We start from the raw sequence: 20,828 nt of genomic DNA on the forward strand, positions 1-20,828 counted from the left end.
CCGTCGGCAGGGTGATCGCAGCGCTCAGCGCCGGGTTCGGCACCGGCATGTCCCTCATCGTCGCCATCGGCGCGCAGAACGCTTTCGTGCTCCGCCAAGGATTGCGCGGCGGTCTCGTCGTGCCGGTGATCCTCGTCTGCACGCTGTCCGACGCGGTCCTCATCGCCGCCGGGGTGAGCGGGATCGGGGCGGTGCTGCAGCGGTGGCCGTCGGCGATCAAGGCGATCGCGATCGTCGGCGGGCTTTTCCTGGTGGGATACGGGATCCTCGCCGCGCGCCGCGCTTTCCGGCCGGGCACGCTGGCCGTCGCCCCGGCCGACCTGTCCTCGCCAAAGCGCGTCCTCCTCACCTGCCTCGCGCTCACCTGGCTCAACCCGCACGTCTATCTCGACACCGTCCTTCTCCTTGGCTCCGTCGCGGCCGGACACGGCGACAGCCGCTGGCTGTTCGGCATCGGCGCGGTGGTCGCGAGCGCGGTCTGGTTCAGCACGCTCGGGCTCGGCGCGCGAAGGCTGTCCGACGTCTTCGCGCGTCCCACCGCCTGGCGGATCCTGGACGGCGTGATCGCGGCGACCATGACCGCGCTGGGCGTCGCGTTGCTGCTTCATCAGGGATAAACCAGCAGGCTTCCGGCGAACGAGACATTTAGCGTTGCTAATGACTCTGACTCAGAGCTAACTTCGAGGCATGCCCGCACCCCGGATCGACCTCGCCGAACGCGTTCTCGCCGCGGTGCTGGGCGTACGCCGTGTCGTGCGCCGCCGCGTGCGAGCCGAACTTCCCGGACCGCATCTGCCGGGCTCGCAGGTGGAACTGCTGCGCGTCGTGCACCGGAACCCGGGCATCGGCGTCGCGGCGGCGGCCCGGGAGCTCAGCCTGGCCGGGAATTCGGTGAGCACGCTCGTGAACGTGCTCACCGAGGCGGGCCTGCTGCGGCGCGAGGTCGATCCGGCCGACCGCCGGGCCGCGCGGCTGCAGCTCACCGACGCGGCCCAGGACCGGATGGCGACCTGGCGGCGTACGCGAACAGGCCTGGTTTCCGCCGCGCTCGCTCAACTGTCCGAAGAGGACACTTCGGCGATCGTCGCCGCGCTGCCCGCCCTCGAACGGCTCACCGAAGTGCTCAAGGAGGACACGTGAGCGAACCGGCAGTCCGCTGCACCGGAGTGCGGCACTCCTTCGGCACCACCGTCGCGGTCGACGGCGTGGATCTCGCCATCGAGCCCGGCGAGGTCTTCGGCCTGCTCGGCCCGAACGGAGCCGGGAAAACCACCACGATCCGGATGATCACGACGCTTTTGCCCGTCTCGCCGGACCGCATCACCGTCTTCGGGCTCGACGTCGCCCGCCGCCGGATGGCCGTCCGCCGCCTGATCGGCTATGTCCCCCAACAGCTTTCCGCCGACGGCGCGCTCACCGGCCGCGAGAACGTGTCGCTGTTCGCCCGGCTCTTCGACGTGCCGCGAGCCCAACGCGCCGCCCAGGTGCGGGAGGCGCTGGAGCTGGTCGGCCTGGAGAACGACGCGGACCGCCCGGCCGGCCGCTACTCCGGCGGCATGATCCGCCGGCTGGAACTGGCGCAGGCGCTGGTCAGTTCGCCCCGGCTGCTGATCCTCGACGAGCCGACCATCGGCCTCGACCCGGTGGCGCGCTCGGCGGTCTGGGAGCGGATTTCCGAGATCCGCGCCCACACCGGGATGACCGTGCTCGTCACCACCCATTACATGGACGAAGCCGAGCAGTACTGCGACCGCGTAGCGCTGATGCACACCGGCAAGATCCGCGCGCTCGGCACCCCGGCCGACCTCGAGGCCGGGCTCGGCCCGCAGTCCACTTTGGACGACGTGTTCCGGACCGTCACCGGGAACGCACTCGACGCAGGAGGGATCCGCGATGTCCGCGCCGCTCGCCGCACCGCCCGCCGTCTCGGCTGACCCCGGCCCGCTGGGGCAGTTGCGCGTCCTGTTCTCCCGGATCGGCGCGATGTGCCTGGTGGAACTGCAGAAACTCCGCCGGGACCAGACCGAATTGCTCACCCGGGCGATCCAGCCCGCGCTGTGGCTGCTCATCTTCGGCGAAACGTTCACCCGGTTGCGCGCGATCCCGACCGGTTCGGTGCCCTATCTCGACTATCTCGCGCCCGGCATCCTGGCCCAGTCCGCGCTGTTCATCTCCATCTTCTACGGCATCCAGATCATCTGGGAGCGCGACGCGGGCGTCCTCGCGAAGCTGCTCGTCACGCCCACGCCGCGCGCGGCGCTGGTGGCGGGCAAGGCTTTCGCCGCCGGGGTGCGCGCCCTCGTGCAGGCGTTCATCGTGGTGATTCTCGCCGCACTGCTCGGCGTCGGGCTGACCGCGAACCCGTTGCGGCTGCTGGGCGCCGCGGTGGCCGTTGTGCTCGGTTCGGCCTTTTTCTGCTGTCTTTCCATCGTTATCGCCGGTTTGGTGCTTTCCCGCGAACGGCTGATGGGCATCGGCCAGGCGATCACGATGCCGCTGTTTTTCGGGTCCAACGCGCTCTATCCGGTGAACCTGATGCCGTCCTGGCTCAAGGTGCTGAGCCACGCGAACCCGCTCAGTTACCAAGTCGACGCCTTGCGGGGATTATTGATCGGCACCCCGGAGAACCTCTGGGCCGACTTCGGCGTCTTAGTGGGTGCGACCGCGCTGGCGATCGCGGTCGCTTCGGCTCTGCTGGGAAGGTTGGCTCGATGAAACACCCTCGTCCGCACACCGGTTTCTCACCGGGACAGGCATAGGTTGGGAACCGTGTCTCGTCGCAGGGGGATAGCCCCGTTCCTCGGATTGTGCGTGCTGGCCGGGATTCTCGTCGCGGGCACGCTCGCCCCGGTCGCGATCGGCGCGGGCGTGCTGTCCAACCAGGTCAGCGATTCGGTCGACGCCATCTCCGCCGATCTCGTGCACGCGGAGCCGCCGCTCGTCACCACGGTCACCGACCGGAACGGCGGGACGATCGCGACTTTGTACTCGCAGTACCGCATTCCGGTCACTCCGGCGCAGATCTCCCCGGCGATGAAAGCCGCGATCGTCGACATCGAAGACCGCCGGTTCTACAGCGAGGGCGGCGTCGACCCGCAGGGCATGCTGCGCGCCGCGGTGCACAACAGTTCCGGCGGGAACCTGCAAGGCGCGTCCACGCTCACGCAGCAATACGTGAAGAACTACCTCGTGAACGTCGTGGACCGCAACGACAAGGCGGCGCAGCAACGGGATCAGGAGGATTCGCTGGCACGCAAGCTGCGCGAGGCGAAGATGGCCGTGCAGCTGGCGCAGACCGTGTCCAAGGACGACATCCTCGCCGACTACCTGAACGTGGTCGAATACACCGGCACGGTGTACGGCGTCGGTGCCGCCGCGCAGGCGTATTTCGGGACGACTGCGGACAAACTGACCGTGCCGCAGGCGGCGCTGCTCGCCGGGATGGTGAACAACCCCAACATCTACAACCCGTACACGCATCCGGACAAGGCGCTCCAACGGCGCAATCTGGTGATCGATTCGATGGTGCAGGCGCATTCGATCCCGGCGTCCTACGGGGCGACCGCGAAGGCGACCCCGCTGGGCCTCAGCGGTTCGCGGCCGCAGGCGCCGGCGAGCACGTGCCTCGGCGCGGCTCCCGATGCCGGGTTCTTCTGCGCGTACGCGGTGCGCTATCTCGTGCAGTCCGGGCTCACCGTCGACCAGATCGACACCGGCGGATACACCGTGAAGACCACCATGGACCCGCACGTGAGCCAGGTGACGAAGGACGCGGTCAACGCGAACGTGCCGACCACGCAGGACGGCGTCGCCAACACGTTCGCGGTCGTGCAGCCCGGCGGCGACGGGCACCAGGTGCTCGCGATGGTCGCGAACCGCAACTACGGCACCGATCCCGACCAGGGCGAGACGTCCACGAACATCGTGGCCGACGCGAGCAACAAGTTCGGCGCGGGCTCGTCGTTCAAGATCTTCACCTCGGCCGCGGCGATGGTCGCCGGGAAGGCGGGCCTGAACACGCCGCTGCCGAACCCGTTCAGCGACTGTTTCAACCCGCCCAACATGAACCGGTACACGCACTGCTATCCGGTGAGCAACGACGGCACGAGCTACCCGAACCCGATCACGCTGGCCGCCGGGCTCGCGACGTCGCCGAACGTCGCGTTCGTCGGCCTGGAATCGCAGGTGGGCATGCCCGCGGTGCTGGACATGGCGCGGAAACTGGGCCTGCGCAACACCATGGCGACCAACGACGCGGGCAGCAAGCCGATCACCGACCCGTCGGACGCGCGGTCGAAGAACCCGCAGTACAACGAACCGCAGTCGCAGTATTTCCAGAACCTGCTGTCGTTCACCCTCGGCAACAGCCCGGTGAGCCCGCTGGAGATGGCGAACGTCTCGGCCACCCTGATGAGCGGCGGGATGTGGTGCCCGCCCGACCCGATCCTGTCCGTCACCGACCGCCACGGCCAGCCGGTCGCGCTGCACCAGCAGGCATGCGAACAGGTGATCCCGCCCGGCGTCGCGAACACGCTGGAGGCGGGGCTGAGCCAGGACACCACCATCGGCACGTCCGCCCGCGCGGCCCAGTCGGCGGGCTGGACCCACCCGGACATCGGCAAGACCGGAACCACGCAGGAAAGCGAATCCGTCGCGTTCGTCGGCGGAGTCGACCACTACGCGGTGTCGTCCATGGTCTTCGCCGACGGCCCCCACCCACAGGAAATCTGCCCCGGCACCCCAGTCCACCTGGGCAACTGCGGCCACGGCGCTTTCGGCGGCACGGTTGCCGCGCCGCCGTACTTCGCCGCGATGAACCAGCTGCTGGCCGGACAGCCGGACGTCCCGATCCCGCCCCCGGACCCCGCCTACCTGGACGCGCACGCCTGAGCCGCCTGGGCTTTGCCGTGCGGGGAACCCGGATTCGCTCCGCGGGTTCCCCGCACGTGCTTCCCGCTGAGCTCGGCGGCTCTCCGAAACTCGTCCCCGGAACGAGGTGATCACCCCTGTCCCGACGACCCAACCGGTCCTCCCAGTCGCTGGAGCAGATCGAAAACTCGGACTGGGGCGCCCCTCCCGCCGACGCGACCCGGCTGATCGAGACCGTGCATCGCTTGCGGCGCAAGCCCATCGCCCTGCTCACGGCCGAAGACCTCCGCCTCCTGCTCGGCCAGGACGTCGGCGTGCCGATCCTCCTGCCGCACGCGCTGGCGATGCTGGAGCACGACCCCCTCTGCGAAGGCGACCTCTACCCCGGCGATCTGCTCGCGGCGACCCTGCGCATCCCGCCATCGCACTGGCACGCCCGCCCGGACCACCTCGAGCGGCTCGAACGCGTCATCGCCGCGCTCGACACGACCGCCGAGGACTTCGACTTCCTCCTCCGCAAGCCCATCGCCAAGTTCCGCGAGCAGCTCGGTTCCTGATCGGCACGGTCCGCCGCACTCCAGCACGAAGCCCGCACCCTCCACGGTGACCGCACCAAGGGCGCAGCCCGCCAACCCCATCCCGACTGCACTCCGTGCCCCCGCCGAGCAGCTCCGTTCCTGACCGGCGCGATCCGCCGCACCCCGGCACCAAGCCGGCACCCACCACGGGGGCCGCACCGCAGGCTCAGCCCGCCAACCCCATCCCGACCGCGCTCCGTACCCCCGCGAGCAGCTCCGTTCCTGACCGGCGCGATCCGCCGCACCCCGGCACCAAGCCCGCACCCACCACGGGGGCCGCACCGCAGGCTCAGCCCGCCAACCCCATCCCGACCGCGCTCCGTACCCCCGCGAGCGCCGTCCGATGTTGCGTCTTCCTGACGGTCGTAAAACGTATTACAGTAGCTGGACGCGTGAATGGCCGTCGTCTGAATTGGGGGCACGTGGTGCAGCTCCAGCCGAGTGCGCATGTCGACACGTTCTGCCGGGACCACCTCCCGCCGTTCGAGCAGTGGCCGCGGTTGTGGTTCGACCTGCCCGAACTGCAGTACCCCGACCGGCTCAACGCGGCCACGCGCCTGCTCGACGACACGATCGCGCGCTGGGGAGCCGACCGTCCCGCGTTGCTCTCCCCCACCGAATCCTGGTCCTACGGCGACCTGCTGACGCGCGCCAACCAGATCGCCCACGAGCTCACCGCGCAGGGCGTCGTACCTGGGAACCGCGTGCTGCTGCGCGGGCCGAACACCCCGTGGCTCGCCGCGTGCTGGCTGGGCGTGCTGAAAGCCGGCGCGGTCGCCGTCGCCACCATGCCGATGCTGCGCGCGCACGAGCTGTCGAAAATCATCGAGGCGAGCACGCCCGTCATCGCCCTGTGCGACCACCGGTATCCCGAGGAACTGCAGTCCTTCGACCTCCCCCTGGTGCCCTACGGCGGCGACAGCCCCGACGACCTGGCCGTCCGCTGCGCCGCCCGTCCCGCGACCTTCGAGGACGTCGACACCGCCGCGGACGACGTCGCTCTCCTCGCCTTCACCTCCGGCACCACCGGCCGTCCCAAGGCGACCATGCACTTCCACCGCGACCTGCTCGCCATCGCCGACACGTTCTCCCGGCACCTGGTCAAACCCCAGGAAACCGACCTGTTCTGCGGCACTCCCCCGCTGGCGTTCACGTTCGGCCTCGGCGGCCTGCTGGTCTTCCCGCTGCACGCCGGCGCCGCGACGCTGCTCATCGAGCGCGCCACCCCGACCGAACTCGCCGATCTCGTCGCCGAGCATCACGTGACGGTCCTGTTCACCGCGCCCACCGCGTACCGCGCGATCCTGGCCTCCGACCGCCGCCCGCTGCTGTCCGGCTTGCGCCGCGCGGTGTCGGCGGGCGAGGCGCTGCCGGAATCCGTCGCGACCGACTTCCACGAGGCCACCGGCCACTGGCTCATCGACGGCATCGGCAGCACCGAAATGCTGCACGTCTTCATCTCCGCCGCCGACGAGGACGCCCGTCCCGGCGCGACCGGCCGCGTCGTCCCCGGCTACCGCGCACAGATCGTCGACGACAACGGAAACCCCGTCCCCGACGGCACCCCCGGCCGCCTGGCCGTCCAAGGCCCGACCGGCTGCCGCTACCTCGCCGACGACCGGCAGACCGTCTTCGTCGAGGACGGCTGGAACCTCACCGGCGACACGTACGTCCGCGACTCCGACGGCTACTTCCACTACCGCGCCCGCAGCGACGACATGATCGTCTCGTCCGGCTACAACATCGCCGGGCCCGAGGTGGAAGAAGTGCTGCTGCGCCACCCGGATGTGCTGGAATGCGCGGTCGTCGCCGCCCCGGACGACGCGCGCGGCTCGATCGTCGCGGCTTACGTGGTCCTCAACGAGGGCGTCGCCGGCGACGACGCGAAGGTGAAGGAACTGCAGGACTTCGCGAAATCCCTTGCCGCGCCGTACAAATACCCGCGACGGGTGGAGTTCATCCCGGACCTGCCGCGCAATCCGAGCGGGAAGGTGCAGCGATACCTGCTGCGCCGCCGCGCGGCCGAACCGGTGAGCTGACTTCGGAAGCGGTCGTCCTTACTGAACCGGCCCTCAGCCGCCAGCGTCGCCGGTGCCGACCGCCCTCCAAAGCGGACCCATCGACCGGCGAACTGGGTCCGTCAGAGCTTCCAGCCGAGCGTGACCACCGTGCCGTCCGCGCCGGTCCGCACGTCCGCTTGGTCCGCCGTCGCCTGCACAAGCAGCAACCCGCGCCCGCGCACCGACACCGGATCGTCCTCGGCCTCGTCCGGCGGACGCCACTCGCCGTGGTCGGCGATCACGACCTCGACGCTGTCCGGCCGGCACACCGCGTCGAGATCCACCAGCCCCGGTTCCCCCGGATAGGCGTGGTCCGCGACGTTCGCCAGCGCCTCGTACCCGGCGAGCACGATGTCGTGCGCGCGATCGTCCGGGATGCCGGACTCCAGCGCCCAAGCCAGCAACCGGTGCCGCAGCGCCCGCAGCGCCCCCGGTTCGGCCACGATCCCGTGGCAGCTCAGCGCGCGGGTGTCCTCCTGCACGTCCATGGTCAGCCGCCCGCTCCGGCGACCCCGGCCAGCGCCTGGTCGACCGAGGGGAACAGCGAGATCCACTCGTCGAGGCCGGTGGTCGTGAACGGCCGCGACGTGATCGAAGACGTGCTCACGACCCGCAGCGCGCCCGCGTCGAGCTTGCGATGCGCGCCCGCCAGGACCTGCAGCCCGGACGAGCTGAGAAAATCGACCGCGCGCAGGTCGACCACCAGCACGCCAGGCTCGCGTTCGAGCACCCCGCCCACGAACTCGCCGAGCTCGGGCGCGGTGACCAAATCGATCTCCCCGCCCACGGTCACCACCGCGGCCGGCCCCCGCCACCGGACGGATACCTCGAGGTCTCCCGCGTCCTGCTCGTCTCCCGAAGCCACGATCACCGATCGTGCCCGATCGGAGGACGAATCGCCAGTGGACCACCGGACGGGGGCACTACGTTCCCTCCGCCCGGCCCCGCCCGCACTCCCCCATCGGCGGGCCCGGCGGGGGCCAGTCGCGGGGAATGGCACGTCGGCCCTGGGATGGGCTGGATGCGGCGATGCGGAGCTGGCCGCATGGGGTGGCTCTTCACCCGACCGGCCTCAGCCCGGCAAACTCCTCGCCCAACTGCCCCAGCTCAGCAACGACCCTTCCCCCGACCGGCCTCAGCCCGGCAAACTCCTCGCCCAACTGCCCCAGCTCAGCAACGACCCTTCCCCCGACCGGCCTCAGCCCGGCAAACTCCTCACCCGACTGCCCCCGGCTCGGCAACGGCCCTTCGCCCGGCATGTCCCCCATGGGGTTTTCTCCGCGGTGGGCCGAAGTTCCCGCCCCAGCCAACGGACCCGGCGCGCGTTGCCGACGTCCGTGAGGGCCACCCTCACGGAATCTGATTCCCTCGGGGTGGCCCTCACGGACCTCCACCGAGCGGAGCCGCGCAGCCCGGCTCGCCAGCCGGTGCTCCGCATCGCCCTGGCAAGCGCCGCTACCGCGACCCCGCCGCAAACCACGCTGCAGAGATGGCCCCAACGCCACATTGGGTGCGTTCCATGCACCCAATGTGGCGTTCGGAGCGTCAGACGCACCCAATGCCGCATTGGGGCACCAAAGAGAACCGGAGAAGAGCAAGGGGCTTCGGCTGACCAGGTGCCCGCCTCACCGTCGATCACCCGGCGAATATCCGTCGCACGACCCGCCCGCAACCAGGCCAGATCAGCTGCCGAGCGGCACTTCCGTCCTCAGGCGAACGTCCGGATCAGCCGCCGCCCAGTCCCACGCCCAGCAGTGCCCTGCGTCCAAGAGAACCGATCTGGATCAGCCGCCGCCCAGTCGCGCCCTGCGCTCAAGGGAACCGGTCCGGATCAGCGCCCGCCCAGCAGCACTCCCCCCTCTGGCGAACGTCCAGCCCAGTCCCCCCGTCCAGCCGCGCCCTGCACTCAAGAGAACCAGTCCAGATCAGCGCCCACCCAGCAGCACTCCGCCCTCAGGCGAACCGATCCGCATCCGCCGCCACCCACTCCTCCGCCCAGTCGCGAGGCGGCTCCGCCAGCAACTGCCCAGGCTCAAGCCAGTCGTACCACTCCGCGTAGGACAGCACCGTCCGCGGATCCACCCGGCGGCGCAGCAATCGCGGCGACAGCTCCGCCGGGTCCGAGACCCCCATCGCCGCCATGATGCGCATCGCCGAGGCGACCGTCGCCTCCTGGTATCGCCGCACTCGCTCGGTCTTGTCGCCCACGTCCAGCGCTCGCCCCCGGCGCGGGTCCTGCGTCGCCACCCCGACCGGGCACTTGTTCGTGTGGCACCGCTGCGACTGGATGCATCCCACCGCGAACATCATCGCCCGCGCGGCGTTCGTGTAGTCCGCGCCCTGGATCAGCCGCTTCACCACGTCCGCCCCGGTCGCGACCTTTCCGCTCGCCCCGAGCCGGATGCGGTCCCGCAGACCGGTGCCAACCAGTGCATTGTGGACAATGTGCAGCCCCTCGGTGAGCGGCGTGCCAAGGTGATCCGCGAACTCCAGCGGGGCGGCACCGGTACCGCCTTCAGCACCGTCGACCACGATGAAGTCCGGCGTGACCCCTTCGGCCAGCATCGCCTTGCACACCGCCAGCACCTGCACCCGCGAGCCGACGCACAGCTTGAAGCCGGTCGGTTTCCCACCGGCCAACTCGCGCATCCGGGCGATGAACTGCACCAGTTCACGCGGCGTCGAGAATACCCGGTGATATGGCGGAGAAACGACCGTTTCTCCCATGGGAACCTCGCGCACCCGGGCGATTTCCGCATTAACCTTGGTACCCGGCAGGACACCGCCCATCCCGGGCTTCGCGCCTTGCGAAAGTTTCAGGGAAACGCATTTCACCGCGTCGTGTGCGGCTTTGTCGGCGAAGGTCGACGGGTCGAAATCTCCGTCTGAAGTTCGGCAGCCGAAGTAGCCGGTGCCGATTTCCCAGATCAGGTCGCCGCCGCCCCGCAGGTGATACTCCGACAAGCCGCCTTCGCCGGTGTCGTGGGCGAAACCCCCGCGGGCGGCACCTTGGTTCAATGCGAGGATCGCGTTGCTGGACAAGGAACCAAAGCTCATCGCGGACACATTCAGCAACGCCATCTCGTACGGCTTCGTACAGTCCGGCCCGCCGACCCGGACTCGCGGCGCGTGATCCGGAACCGGCACCGGCGCGAGGGACGGGACGAGGAATTCGTATCCCTCGGCGTACACGTCGCGCTCGGTGCCGAATGGTTCTTCCGCGGCCGTGCCCTTGGCGCGCTGGTAGACAATGGACCGGACGTCGCGGTCGTAGGGACGGCCGTCGAAGTTGCGTTCCACAAAGTACTGCTGCAATTCCGGCCGGATGCTTTCGAGCAGGAACCGCAGGTGCCCGAGCACCGGATAGTTCCGCAGCACCGAATGCCGCCGCTGGATCACGTCGTACACGCCGGTCGCCGCGAGCAGCAGCAACGGTCCGGCCAGGAACCACCACCAGGGCGACACCGTCGCGCTGAGCACTGCCGCGCCGGCCGCGAGCACGACCAGTCCCGCGACCAGTCCGAATCGGACCACACTGAGTCTTGCCACGGCGTCGAAACTAAACCCAGTGGCCACGACGTGCAGGTCGGCTAGACCAGTGCAGGCTTTTGGACAGCCGCGGCCAGTCGCTTCGAGCGGACGGCGAGGACGATCAGCACCGCCGGGAACAGCAGGTCGCAGACCAGGACGCCGCCGGTGTTGCCCGGCGCGTGGTCGCCGTTGGCGAACCACTGGTACACGTGGCCGATCAGCGCGCCCCACAGGAACATCCCTGCGCCGAGGCCGACGGTGATGCGCTCCCGGGCGGTGGCCGACGACGAGGCGGCGCGGAAGCCCATCACCGCGAGCCCGAGGTTGGCGAACGCGATCTCGAACTGGAACGGCGAGCGGGCGAACCCGATCGTGTCGGCCATCACGCCCGGCATGCCGAGGAAGGCCAAGACCATCCAGAGGCTGCCGCAGCCGAGCGCGGCGACGGCCCACCACCGCTGCCAGGTTTCGAGCCTGGCCTGCGGCGAAGGGCTCTTCCGGGTGCGGATCAGCGCGCCGGCGACCGCGATCAGCGGCCAGATCAGGGGGAACAGGGTCTGAGCGACGTAAGGGATCTCCATGCCGATGATTCTTGCATAGTTAATATTAACCCGTCAACACTCCTGGTAGGCTCGCTCCCGTGGACGACGGACTTGCCGAAGCGCTTCATCGAGTGGTGTACCTGCTGGGAGAAGCCGCGCGGAAACGCGCGGACGACTCAGCCGGGCTGACCTACAGCCAGCTGCGCCTGCTGGGCACAGTGGACGACATCGAACCCGCGACGCAGCATCAGCTCGCGCAGGCGATGTCGGTGTCCGACCCGGCGATCAGCCGCGCGCTGCGCCCGCTGGAATCAGCCGGGCTCGTCCAGGTGCGCCAAGACCCCGACCACGCGCGACGACGGCTGGTCACGCTCACCGACGCGGGCCGCAGAGCCTTCCACGACACCGGGAAACCGCTCCGGGACGAGTTCCGGGAGGCCTTGCTGAAGGCGGGTTTTCCGTACGAGCAGTACCTGCGCGACACCGAGCGGCTCGCCGAACTGCTGTCCTGAAGCATCTCCGGGAACGGCCGCTTTCAGAGATGCCGTGAGGGGAACCCTGAGCGAATCAGATCCCCTCACGCACCTCGACGCCCGTCACCCAAGGGCCACGGCGAAACGCGGCTCAGTAAGCCAGATTGGGCCGCAGCCACCGTTCCACTTCGGACAGTTCCTCGCCGCGCCGGGCCGCGTAGTCTTCCATCTGGTCGCGGCCCAGGCGGCCGACCGTGAAGTACCGCGATTCCGGGTGCGCGAAGATCAGCCCGCTCACCGCGGCGGCCGGGGTCATCGCGTACGACTCGGTCAGCCCGATCCCCAGCTCGTCGGCGCCCAGCAGCTCGAACAGGTCCTTCTTCTCGCTGTGGTCCGGGCTCGCCGGGTAGCCGAGCGCCGGGCGGATGCCGCGGAAGCGTTCCGCGTGCAGGTCCGCGAGGTCCGGCTGCACGTCCGGCTCGAACCAGCGGCGGCGGGCTTCCAGGTGCAGGTACTCGGCGAACGCCTCGGCCAGCCGGTCGGCCAGCGCCTTCACCATGATCGCCCGGTAGTCGTCGTGTTCGGCTTCATAGCGGGCCGCCAGGTCCTCCGCGCCGTGGATCCCGACCGCGAACCCGCCCAGGTGGTCGCCGGAACCGACGGGGGCGATGTAGTCGGCGAGGCACCGGTTCGCGCGGCCGTCCGGCTTCTGCGTCTGCTGGCGCAGCATCGGGAACTTCCAGTCCGAGTACTCGCCGTCGAGCAGGATGTCGTCGCCCTCGGAATGCGCGGGCCAGAACGCGTACGCGCCGCGCGCGGTGAACGAGCCGTTCTCGATGATCTCGTCCAGCAGCTGGTTCGCGTCGTCGAACAGCTCGCGCGCGACCGGCTGGTCGAGGATCGCCGGGTACTTGCCCTTGAGTTCCCAGGCCAGGAACAGGAACTGCCAGTCGATCATCTCGCGCAGCTCGGGAATCGACGGCTCGACCACGCGCACGCCGGTGAACTCCGGCGTCGGGATCTCGTCGAACGACACCTTCTCGGCGTTGGCGCGGGCTTGCTGAAGAGTGAGCATCGGCGTCGAGTGCCGGTTTTCGTGCTGGATCCGCAGCCGCTGCTGCTCCGCGCGGTTGGCGGTGTCCAGCGCGTCCGCGCGGTCGGTGTCTAGCAGGTCGGACACCACGCCGACCACTCGCGACGCGTCGAGCACGTGCACCGTCGTGTGGTCGTACGCCGGGGCGATCTTGACCGCGGTGTGCTGCTTCGACGTGGTGGCACCGCCGATCAGCAGCGGCAGCTTCAGCCCGCGCCGCTGCATTTCCTGCGCGACCGACACCATCTCGTCCAGCGACGGCGTGATCAGCCCGGACAGCCCGACGACGTCCGCGTGCTCGGCGACCGCGGTGTCGAGGATCTGCGCCGCGGGCACCATCACGCCGAGGTCGATCACCTCGTAGTTGTTGCAGCCCAGCACGACGCCGACGATGTTCTTGCCGATGTCGTGCACGTCGCCCTTCACCGTGGCGAGCACGACCTTGCCCTGGCCGCGGGTGGTCTCGAAGCGGCCCTCGGCCTCCATTTTGGCCTTCTCCGCCTCCATGTACGGCTCGAGATAGGCCACCGACCGCTTCATCACCCGCGCGCTCTTCACGACCTGCGGCAGGAACATCTTCCCGGAGCCGAACAGGTCGCCGACGATCTTCATGCCGTCCATCAGCGGGCCTTCGATGACCTCGAGCGGCCGGTCGAACTCCTGCCGGGCTTCCTCGGTGTCGTCCTCGATGAAGTCCACGATGCCGTGCACCAGCGCGTGCGAAAGCCGTTCCGCCACCGGGTTTTCCCGCCAGGACAGGTCGACCACGCGCTTGGTCCCGCTGCCCTTGACCGTCTCGGCGAATTCCACGAGCCGGTCGGTGGCGTCCTCGCGGCGGTCGAACAGGACGTCCTCGACGAGTTCCAGCAGGTCCTTCGGGATGTCCTCGTACACCGCGAGCTGGCCGGCATTGACGATGCCCATGTCGAGCCCGGCGCGCACGGCGTGGAACAGGAACGCCGAGTGCATCGCCTCGCGCACGACGTTGTTGCCGCGGAAGGAGAACGACAGGTTCGAGATGCCGCCGGAGGTGTGTGCGCCCGGACAGCGTTCCTTGATCAGCGGCAGCGCCTCGATGAACGCCTTCGCGTAGCCGTTGTGCTCGCTGATGCCGGTGGCGACGGCGAGCACGTTCGGGTCGAAAATGATGTCCTCGCCCGCGAAACCGGCCTCGCGGGTGAGCAGATCGTAAGCACGGGAACAGATTTCGACCTTGCGCTCGACCGTGTCGGCCTGGCCCTTCTCGTCGAAGGCCATCACCACGACGCCGGCGCCGTAGTCGTGGATGCGCCGCGCCTGCTCCAGGAACGGGCCCTCGCCCTCCTTGAGGCTGATCGAGTTGACCACGCCCTTGCCCTGCACGCAGCGGAGCCCGGCCTCCAGCACGCTCCAGCGCGAGCTGTCGATCATCACCGGGATGCGCGCGACCTCGGGCTCGGTGGCGATGAGGTTGAGGAACGTCGTCATCTCCTGCTCGGATTCGAGCAGGTCGGCGTCGAAGTTGACGTCGAGCAGGTTCGCGCCGCCGCGGACCTGCTCCAGCGCGACGTCCACCGCCGCCTGGTGGTCGCCCGCCTCGATCAGCCTGCGGAACTTCGCCGAGCCGGTGACGTTGGTGCGCTCGCCGATCATCACGAACCCGGTGTCCGCGCCGATCTTGAACGGTTCGAGCCCGGAGAACCGCGTGCTCGACTCGTGCGCGGGCACCGGCCGCGGCGGCAGGCCCTTGACGGCCTCGGCGATCTTCGCGATGTGCGCGGGCGAGGTGCCGCAGCAGCCGCCGACGATGTTGACCATCCCGGCCCCGGCGAACTCGCCGAGCATGCCGCCGGTTTCCTCGGGCGTCTGGTCGTAGCCGCCGAACGCGTTGGGCAGGCCCGCGTTCGGGTGGCACGCGGTGTAGGTGTCGGCGAGCTTCGACAGTTCCTCCACGTGCGGGCGCATTTCCGCGGCGCCGAGCGAACAGTTGACGCCGACGACCATCGGGCGCGCGTGCGCGACGGAGGTCCAGAACGCCTCGACGGTCTGGCCGGACAGCGTGCGCCCGGACAGGTCGACGATGGTCACCGAGATCCACAGCGGCAGGTGCGGCGCGACCTCGCGGGCCGCGGTGATCGCGGCCTTGCAGTTGAGGGTGTCGAAGATGGTCTCGATCATCAGCAGGTCGACGCCGCCGTCGGCGAGCGCCTTGATCTGCTCGGCGTAGGAGGCCTTGACCTCTTCGTAGGTGACCGCGCGGAACGCCGGGTCCTCGACGCGCGGCGACAGCGACAGCGTGACGTTGAGCGGGCCGATCGACCCGGCCACGAAGCGGTCGCCGAACTCGTCGGCGGCCTGGCGCGCGAGTTCCGCGGCGCGCAGGTTCATCTCGCGCACCCGGTCCTGGAGGCCGTAGTCGGCCTGGCCGATGCTGGTGGCGGTGAACGTGTTGGTGGTGGTGATGTCCGCGCCCGCGGCGAGGTACTGGCGGTGCACGTCGAGCACGACGTCCGGCCGCGTGAGGTTCAGCAGGTCCGGGTCGCCGGTGACGTCCTTCTCGTGGCCCTCGAGCCAGTCCGCCCGGTAGTCCTCGGGAGCGAGACCGGCCCCCTGCAGCATCGTGCCCCAGGCCCCGTCGAGCACGACGACGCGCTGGTCGAGCAGGTTCCGCAGGTTCTGGGTCATCGCCACCTCCGCATGAGTTCACGGAGGCGCCCTTGGATGGTGGTACCGGCCGAGCGTGGCGGACCACCGGTCCGTTGCAGCGCCTCTCGACCTGGTGGTCAAGACTACCGGATGTGACCAGCCCCCGGGCAGGTGTGTTCACTCCTCGGGATTCGAGCGGTCCTCGAGCGGGCTGCCCCGCCACTTCCAGCCGGTCCGGCGGGGCCGCCCGGGCAGGGCGATCCGCCCGGCGCACCAGCGCAGCGCGTCCCAAGCGTCGGGAATCGGCTCCTGCTCGGGGAAAAGCCGCGCGACGACGCGGGCGCAGGTGCCGCGCGGCGGGTCGATCGCGACGCCGAGGCCCTGCGCGATGTCGTCGCCGTGCAGCAGCAGTTCCACGCAGCCCATCGCGGCGAAACCGGCCGGATCCGAGCGGCCGGTCGGGTGGTAGGCGCGCTCGTCCGGTCGGCTGCTCCGGACCGCGGCGGCGAGCAAACGCCCGCCGGTGAGAGCGAATTCGAGCAGTTCGGCCGGGGACGCGTCGGCGTCGGTTTTGGCGAGGAAGCGCACGTAGCGGTCGGCCGGGCGGCTCACGACCTGCGCGGCGTAGGACAGGAGCGTGTCGCCGAGGTGCTCCGCGGTGTAGCGGCAATTCCACTCGAGATCGCCTGCCGGGCGTGTCCAGCCGCCGCCGGTGACGGGCTCGAGAGCAGCGGACACGCAGGTGAGGGCATCGTCGAGGTCTTCGGCGCGGACGGTCATCCGGTCAGCGTAGAGAAGCCCAGAACCCGCAGTGGTGATCTTTCGCGAATCCGGTCAGCGGCTGCGCGCCGCCCGGCCGGTACGCGACCGCCTGCCCGGTCGGGCCGCCGCGGACGAACGCAGTCCAGTCGTCGACCATCCGGTCCGCGAGCCGTTGCTGCGCCGGGGTGAATGTCGTTGGCTGCTCGGCGAAATCGAACAGGTATGGCAGCTCCGCGGTGTGCGTGGCCCCGAGCGGGAACGGCGCGCGCAACGCGGCCGCCGCCGGCGAGGTCGGGTCGTTGAACTCGTAGGTCGACACGCTGGGCAGCGAACTGGCGAGCCGCGCGGACGGGCAGGCGAACGCCCAGTCGGTGACAGCCGCCGCGTACGCCAGCGATGCGTTGCCGCTGAACGCATCCGCCGGGTACTCGCGAGCGACCGCGTCGGCGTGCGGGAAGACGTTGGCAAGCGCTTGCGGGTAGCCGTGCCGCGTGACTTCGCGACCGGCCGCGGCCTGTTCGGCGAGGAAGTACGTGAACTCGTCGTGCGTCGTGCCCAGCATGACCGGCACCGGAGTCGCGGGCACCTTCCCGGGCAGCACCGAACCGCCGGTGACCGGTCCCGGCATCTCGATGCCCGCGATCGAGCCGTACGCCGGTGCGGTCCGGAGTTTCCCGACCGGCAGCTCCCGCAGGCACTTCGCGGCGGTCCGGCGGTCGGTGCAGCCGCGCGCGGCGGCGTACTCGATGCTCTTGCTTTCGGCTGCGGGCAGCGTCGCCTGCGCCTGGCACGGTCCACTTTGGATGATCGCGGCGCGGAACAGCCCGCGCGAGCCGGGGGCGACGAGGTGGTCGCACACCGACATCCCGCCCGCGGACTCCCCCGCGATCGTCACCTGGTTCGGGTCGCCGCCGAAGGACGCGATGTTGTCGCGCACCCACAGGAGCGCCTGCTGCTGGTCGAGGAAGCCGTAGTTCCCGGGCTCCGGGCCCAGCGACGGGTCGGCGAGGAAGCCGAGCGCGCCGAGCCGGTAGTTGAGCGTGACGACCACCGCGTCGCCGCGGTCGACCAGCCGGGCGGCGCCGTAGCGGTCGCCGCCGCCGCTGAGGAACGCGCCGCCGTGCAGCCAGACCAGGACCGGCCGTCCGGTCTCTCCGGTCGGCGGCGTCCAGACGTTCAGATAGAGGCAGTCTTCGCTGGTCACGGCTCCGTCGGTGGCCTGCGGACAGCGGGGCCCTGGTTTCGTGGCGTCGCGCTCCCCCGTCCAGGGCTCGACCGGGGCGGGCGGCTGCCAGCGCCGCTCGCCGACAGGTGCGGCCGCGTACGGGATGCCTTGGAAGAGCCGGTGATCGGGAGCGACACTGCCGCGGACAGCGCCGGCTGCGGTGTGCACGACGTCGCCTGCCCGGGTGATCGCCGCGACCGAAGACGCGCAGGCCGACGCGGCCAGAACGGGGACGACGGCCAGCGCCGCGAACCACCGTCGCCGAATCCCCCGAAAAGCCGCCGCCACCGGCCGGACGATACCGGCCGGGCGTCCGGGCCCGGCCGCCGGATCATCCGGCGGAGCGCGAGAACCGCCCCGCCGGGCAGCGTCGAGACCAGACCGAGCACGCCGTAGCCGACCGCGACCGTCACGCCCTGTTCCGCGCCCAGTCCGGCGGCGGCGAACGAAACCGCCGCGGTGCCTTCGCGCGGGCCGAATCCGCCGACGTTCAGCGGCATCCCCATCGCCAGCAACGCGAGCACGAGCAGCGGCAGCAGGACGGTCAACGGCGCGGTCGCCCCGGCCGCGCGGGCGGCGACCACGAACAGCGTCAGATGCCCGGCCGCCGCCAGCAGAGACCAGCCGGTGACGCCGGGCCACGCTTCGAGCACGCCGGTCCGGATGTCGGCCGCCCAGACGTGCCGCAGCCGTTTCCGCATCGCCACCGCGACGACGGCCAGCGCCACGATCACGATCCCCAGGCAGATCAGCACCTGCCGCGGCAGCAGCTCCGGCCGGAAGACCACGACGGCCAGTCCGGCGACCACCACCAGGGTCTGTCCGGCGGCGCGTTCGAGCACGACTGCTCGGATCCCGCGGCCGACGTCGCCCGATCGGCGTCCGTGCTCGACGGCGCGGTGGACGTCGCCGAGCACGCCGGCCGGGAGGACGCCGTTGAGGAATTGCGCGCCGTAGTAGTCGCCGACGGCTTCACGGAACGGCAGGTGCAGGCCGAGCCGAGCCGCGACCAGCCGCCAGCGCGCGGCGCTCGCGAGCGTGGTCACGACGCCGATGACCAGGGCTATCGCGATCGGTCCCGGTCCCAGAGCCCGCAGGCCGCCGGTGAACGCTCCCGTGCCGAGCCGCCACCACAACGCGGCGATGAGCGCGGCCCCAGCCAGCAGTCGCAGCCACCGCATCAATCCACCGCCAAGATTCCGCGCAACCGGGCCGCTGCCTCGGCCCATCCCTCCAGTGTGCGCGCTCGCGCGACAGCCGCAGCACGGAGTCGTTTCCGCAGGTCAGGGTCGTCGCGCCAGCTCCGGAGCGCGTCCGCCAGCGCTGTTTCGTCGCCGGGCGGGACGAGCATGCCTGGCAGCTCTCCGTCCGGTGCCCGGCCGAGCGCGTCCGGTACGCCGCCGACGTCCGAGGCGACCACGGGGATTCCGCGCGCGAGCGCCTCCGTGACGACCATGCCGTACGTCTCGGCGTGCGAAGGCAGGACGAGCAGGTCGGCGCGGTCGTAGGCGTTCTCTAGCGCTTCTCCGGCGAGCGGGCCGGTGAAGTGGGCGCGAGGGTGGCTCAAGCTGTTGGCGTAGGCGGGATTTCGGGTGCGCGAGCCGACAACGTCCACCTTCAGTCCGTCTACTTCGGACAGTGCTTTAAGGAGGATGTCCTGGCCCTTGCGCGGGGTCACCGCGGCGACACAGATCAGCTGGGACACCCCGTCGGTCCCGGTCGCCCGCGGTGCCGGATCGGTCCCCGGCGGTGCGATGTGGACGGTCGCGAGGCCGTGCCGCTGCTCGACGGCGCGGGCGGCGGCGGGGCTGGTGACGACGACCTGACCCGCCAGGTGGAGCGTCTTCCGTTCGCGGGCGTCGAGGTCGGCCGCGCGCTGTGGGTCCAGGCCGGTTTCGTCGGCCAGCGGCAGATGCACGAGGACGGCCAGGCTGATCCGGTCCGCGTGCCGGGCGAGGACGTCCGGTACTCCGCACGCGATCAAGCCGTCGAGCAGCACTTTCGCGCCGTCGGGCACCTCGGCGAGGACCTGGTCCAGCTGACGCCGGTCGCCGTCCGGCCAGGTCCCGCCGACCGGCCGCAGCGGCAGCCGCAGCTGCTCGGCCATGCGGCGGTCGTAGGTGTTGCCGCCGCTGGGCACGCCGAGGTCTTCGATGTCGCCGGGCACTACGAAACAGGACAGTCGCACGTTGCCTACACGGGCGGCCGGCCGATCCGGTTCAGCCTTCGAAGGTGTCCGGGTCGAAGCCCGTCCGGCGGCCTTCGTCGAGCCCGCTGAGGACGTCCAGGTCGCCGTCGCTCAGGGAGAAGTCGAAGATGTCGATGTTCTCCCGCATCCGCTTCGGCGACGACGACTTCGGGAACACGACGTTGCCGAGCTGGATGTGCCAGCGCAGCACGATCTGGGCGGGCGTTTTGCCGTGTTTCTCGGCCAGTTCGGCCAGCAGCGGATCTTCGAGGACCTCGCCTTGCGCCAGCGGGCTCCACGCCTCGGTCACGATGCCGTGCGCCTCGTGGTACGCGCGCAGTTCCGGTTGCTGCAGCGCGGGATGCAGCTCGATCTGGTTGACCGCGGGCACCGTCGCCGACTCCGCGGCCAGCCGTTCGAGGTGCGGGATCTGGAAATTGGACACCCCGATCGCGCGGGCCTTCCCGGCGCGCAGCAGTTCCTCGAAGCCGTGCCAGGTGGCGACGTACCTGTCCTGTTTCGGCAGCGGCCAGTGGATCAGGTAGAGGTCGACGTAGTCCAGTTCGAGCCGCTGCAGGCTGCCCTCCAGCGCGTTGATCGCGTTGTCGTGGCCCTGCGCGTCGTTCGCCAGTTTTGTGGTGACGAAGATTTCCTCGCGCGGTACGCCCGAATCGCGAATGCCCGCGCCGACGCCTTCTTCGTTGCGGTACATCTGCGCGGTGTCGAGGTGCCGGTACCCGGCTTCCAGGGCTTCGCGCACCGCCGCGGCCGTTTCCTCCGGCGGGATCTGGAAGACGCCCAGGCCGAACTGCGGAATCCGGACGCCGTTGTTGAGTTCGAGCTGCGGAACGCGGTTCGTCTCGATCGTCATGTCGGCGGCCT

Annotated in this window: 17 protein-coding genes, 1 pseudogene and 1 riboswitch; of the genes and pseudogenes, 8 read left to right on the forward strand and 10 right to left on the reverse strand. The window is 70.1% G+C overall.

From position 1 onward, the window contains the following. Positions 1–11: 11 nt before the first annotated feature. The 7 genes from FKO37_RS34500 to FKO37_RS34530 all read left to right on the forward strand — a co-directional run bounded on the left by FKO37_RS34500 (position 12) and on the right by FKO37_RS34530 (position 7,486). Positions 12–617: a LysE/ArgO family amino acid transporter gene (locus FKO37_RS34500; protein ID WP_308196561.1), complete on the forward strand. Its 606-nt coding sequence runs from the start codon at positions 12–14 to the stop codon at positions 615–617. 70 nt (positions 618–687) lie between these two features. Next, positions 688–1,140: a MarR family winged helix-turn-helix transcriptional regulator gene (locus FKO37_RS34505; protein WP_134732919.1), complete on the forward strand. Its 453-nt coding sequence runs from the start codon at positions 688–690 to the stop codon at positions 1,138–1,140. Continuing rightward, positions 1,137–1,934: an ATP-binding cassette domain-containing protein gene (locus FKO37_RS34510; RefSeq protein ID WP_037818772.1), complete on the forward strand. Its 798-nt coding sequence runs from the start codon at positions 1,137–1,139 to the stop codon at positions 1,932–1,934. The genes FKO37_RS34505 and FKO37_RS34510 overlap by 4 nt, the downstream gene beginning before the upstream one ends. After that, on the forward strand, positions 1,894–2,715 hold the full coding sequence (locus tag FKO37_RS34515) for an ABC transporter permease (RefSeq protein ID WP_037818770.1): 822 nt from the start codon (positions 1,894–1,896) through the stop codon (positions 2,713–2,715). The genes FKO37_RS34510 and FKO37_RS34515 overlap by 41 nt, the downstream gene beginning before the upstream one ends. A 45-nt stretch (positions 2,716–2,760) precedes the next feature. Further along, a complete protein-coding gene (locus FKO37_RS34520) occupies positions 2,761–4,890 on the forward strand; it encodes a transglycosylase domain-containing protein (RefSeq protein ID WP_238607242.1) in 2,130 nt (709 codons plus the stop codon). 158 nt (positions 4,891–5,048) lie between these two features. After that, on the forward strand, positions 5,049–5,426 hold the full coding sequence (locus FKO37_RS34525; RefSeq protein ID WP_308196589.1) for a contact-dependent growth inhibition system immunity protein: 378 nt from the start codon (positions 5,049–5,051) through the stop codon (positions 5,424–5,426). Positions 5,427–5,872: 446 nt separating this feature from the next. Then, the gene (locus tag FKO37_RS34530) at positions 5,873–7,486 is read left to right on the forward strand and encodes an AMP-binding protein (protein ID WP_238608379.1); all 1,614 of its coding nucleotides are present in this window, start codon (positions 5,873–5,875) and stop codon (positions 7,484–7,486) included. Between the two features lie 101 nt (positions 7,487–7,587). Here FKO37_RS34530 and FKO37_RS34535 read toward each other — a convergent pair whose 3' ends face one another. From FKO37_RS34535 to FKO37_RS34550, 4 genes are all read right to left on the reverse strand, one after another. Next, on the reverse strand, positions 7,588–7,995 hold the full coding sequence (locus FKO37_RS34535; protein ID WP_037818767.1) for an ATP-binding protein: 408 nt from the start codon (positions 7,993–7,995) through the stop codon (positions 7,588–7,590). 2 nt (positions 7,996–7,997) lie between these two features. Beyond that, positions 7,998–8,372 carry an STAS domain-containing protein gene (locus FKO37_RS34540; protein WP_051729641.1) on the reverse strand — a complete coding sequence of 125 codons (375 nt, stop codon included), beginning with the start codon at positions 8,370–8,372 and terminating at the stop codon, positions 7,998–8,000. Positions 8,373–9,460: 1,088 nt separating this feature from the next. Continuing rightward, positions 9,461–11,056 carry an FMN-binding glutamate synthase family protein gene (locus FKO37_RS34545; RefSeq protein WP_308196562.1) on the reverse strand — a complete coding sequence of 532 codons (1,596 nt, stop codon included), beginning with the start codon at positions 11,054–11,056 and terminating at the stop codon, positions 9,461–9,463. Positions 11,057–11,097: 41 nt separating this feature from the next. Continuing rightward, on the reverse strand, positions 11,098–11,619 hold the full coding sequence (locus FKO37_RS34550) for a DUF6790 family protein (RefSeq protein ID WP_238607244.1): 522 nt from the start codon (positions 11,617–11,619) through the stop codon (positions 11,098–11,100). A 59-nt stretch (positions 11,620–11,678) separates the two neighbouring features. Here FKO37_RS34550 and FKO37_RS34555 point away from each other — a divergent pair, with 59 nt between their 5' ends. After that, complete coding sequence (locus FKO37_RS34555) at positions 11,679–12,092, forward strand: MarR family winged helix-turn-helix transcriptional regulator (protein WP_037818764.1); 414 nt, start codon at positions 11,679–11,681, stop codon at positions 12,090–12,092. 112 nt (positions 12,093–12,204) lie between these two features. Here the strand turns inward: FKO37_RS34555 and metH are convergent, their stop codons facing one another. The 6 genes and pseudogenes from metH to FKO37_RS34585 form a co-directional block, all read right to left on the reverse strand. Then, positions 12,205–15,810, reverse strand: coding sequence for a methionine synthase (gene metH / locus FKO37_RS34560; protein WP_238607245.1), 3,606 nt, complete (start codon positions 15,808–15,810; stop codon positions 12,205–12,207). A gap of 17 nt (positions 15,811–15,827) precedes the next feature. Continuing rightward, positions 15,828–15,904, reverse strand: a riboswitch (S-adenosyl-L-homocysteine riboswitch). 44 nt (positions 15,905–15,948) lie between these two features. Continuing rightward, a complete protein-coding gene (locus tag FKO37_RS34565; protein WP_238607246.1) occupies positions 15,949–16,551 on the reverse strand; it encodes a maleylpyruvate isomerase N-terminal domain-containing protein in 603 nt (200 codons plus the stop codon). 4 nt (positions 16,552–16,555) lie between these two features. Beyond that, positions 16,556–18,046, reverse strand: a complete 1,491-nt coding sequence (locus tag FKO37_RS34570; protein WP_308196563.1) for a carboxylesterase family protein — start codon at positions 18,044–18,046, stop codon at positions 16,556–16,558. An 83-nt stretch (positions 18,047–18,129) separates the two neighbouring features. Beyond that, positions 18,130–18,987, reverse strand: a pseudogene (locus tag FKO37_RS34575) (lysylphosphatidylglycerol synthase domain-containing protein); the annotation flags it as partial. Beyond that, positions 18,939–19,946, reverse strand: coding sequence for a glycosyltransferase family 4 protein (locus FKO37_RS34580; protein WP_374204423.1), 1,008 nt, complete (start codon positions 19,944–19,946; stop codon positions 18,939–18,941). The gene FKO37_RS34580 and the pseudogene FKO37_RS34575, both read right to left, overlap by 49 nt. 31 nt (positions 19,947–19,977) lie before the next feature. Continuing rightward, on the reverse strand, positions 19,978–20,817 hold the full coding sequence (locus FKO37_RS34585) for an aldo/keto reductase (protein WP_238607249.1): 840 nt from the start codon (positions 20,815–20,817) through the stop codon (positions 19,978–19,980). Between the last annotated feature and the right edge of the window lie 11 nt (positions 20,818–20,828).

This window comes from Amycolatopsis sp. Poz14 (assembly GCF_006704225.1).
In the GTDB taxonomy this organism is placed as follows: domain Bacteria; phylum Actinomycetota; class Actinomycetes; order Mycobacteriales; family Pseudonocardiaceae; genus Amycolatopsis; species Amycolatopsis nivea.

Excerpts from the sequence above, each read along its gene's own strand:
- FKO37_RS34505 (WP_134732919.1), top strand. The coding sequence starts at position 688 with ATGCCCGCACCCCGGATCGACCTCGCCGAACGCGTTCTCGCCGCGGTG.
- FKO37_RS34565 (WP_238607246.1), bottom strand. The coding sequence starts at position 16,551 with ATGACCGTCCGCGCCGAAGACCTCGACGATGCCCTCACCTGCGTGTCC.
- metH (WP_238607245.1), bottom strand. The coding sequence starts at position 15,810 with ATGACCCAGAACCTGCGGAACCTGCTCGACCAGCGCGTCGTCGTGCTC.
- FKO37_RS34585 (WP_238607249.1), bottom strand. The coding sequence starts at position 20,817 with ATGACGATCGAGACGAACCGCGTTCCGCAGCTCGAACTCAACAACGGC.
- FKO37_RS34535 (WP_037818767.1), bottom strand. The coding sequence starts at position 7,995 with ATGGACGTGCAGGAGGACACCCGCGCGCTGAGCTGCCACGGGATCGTG.
- FKO37_RS34550 (WP_238607244.1), bottom strand. The coding sequence starts at position 11,619 with ATGGAGATCCCTTACGTCGCTCAGACCCTGTTCCCCCTGATCTGGCCG.
- FKO37_RS34515 (WP_037818770.1), top strand. The coding sequence starts at position 1,894 with ATGTCCGCGCCGCTCGCCGCACCGCCCGCCGTCTCGGCTGACCCCGGC.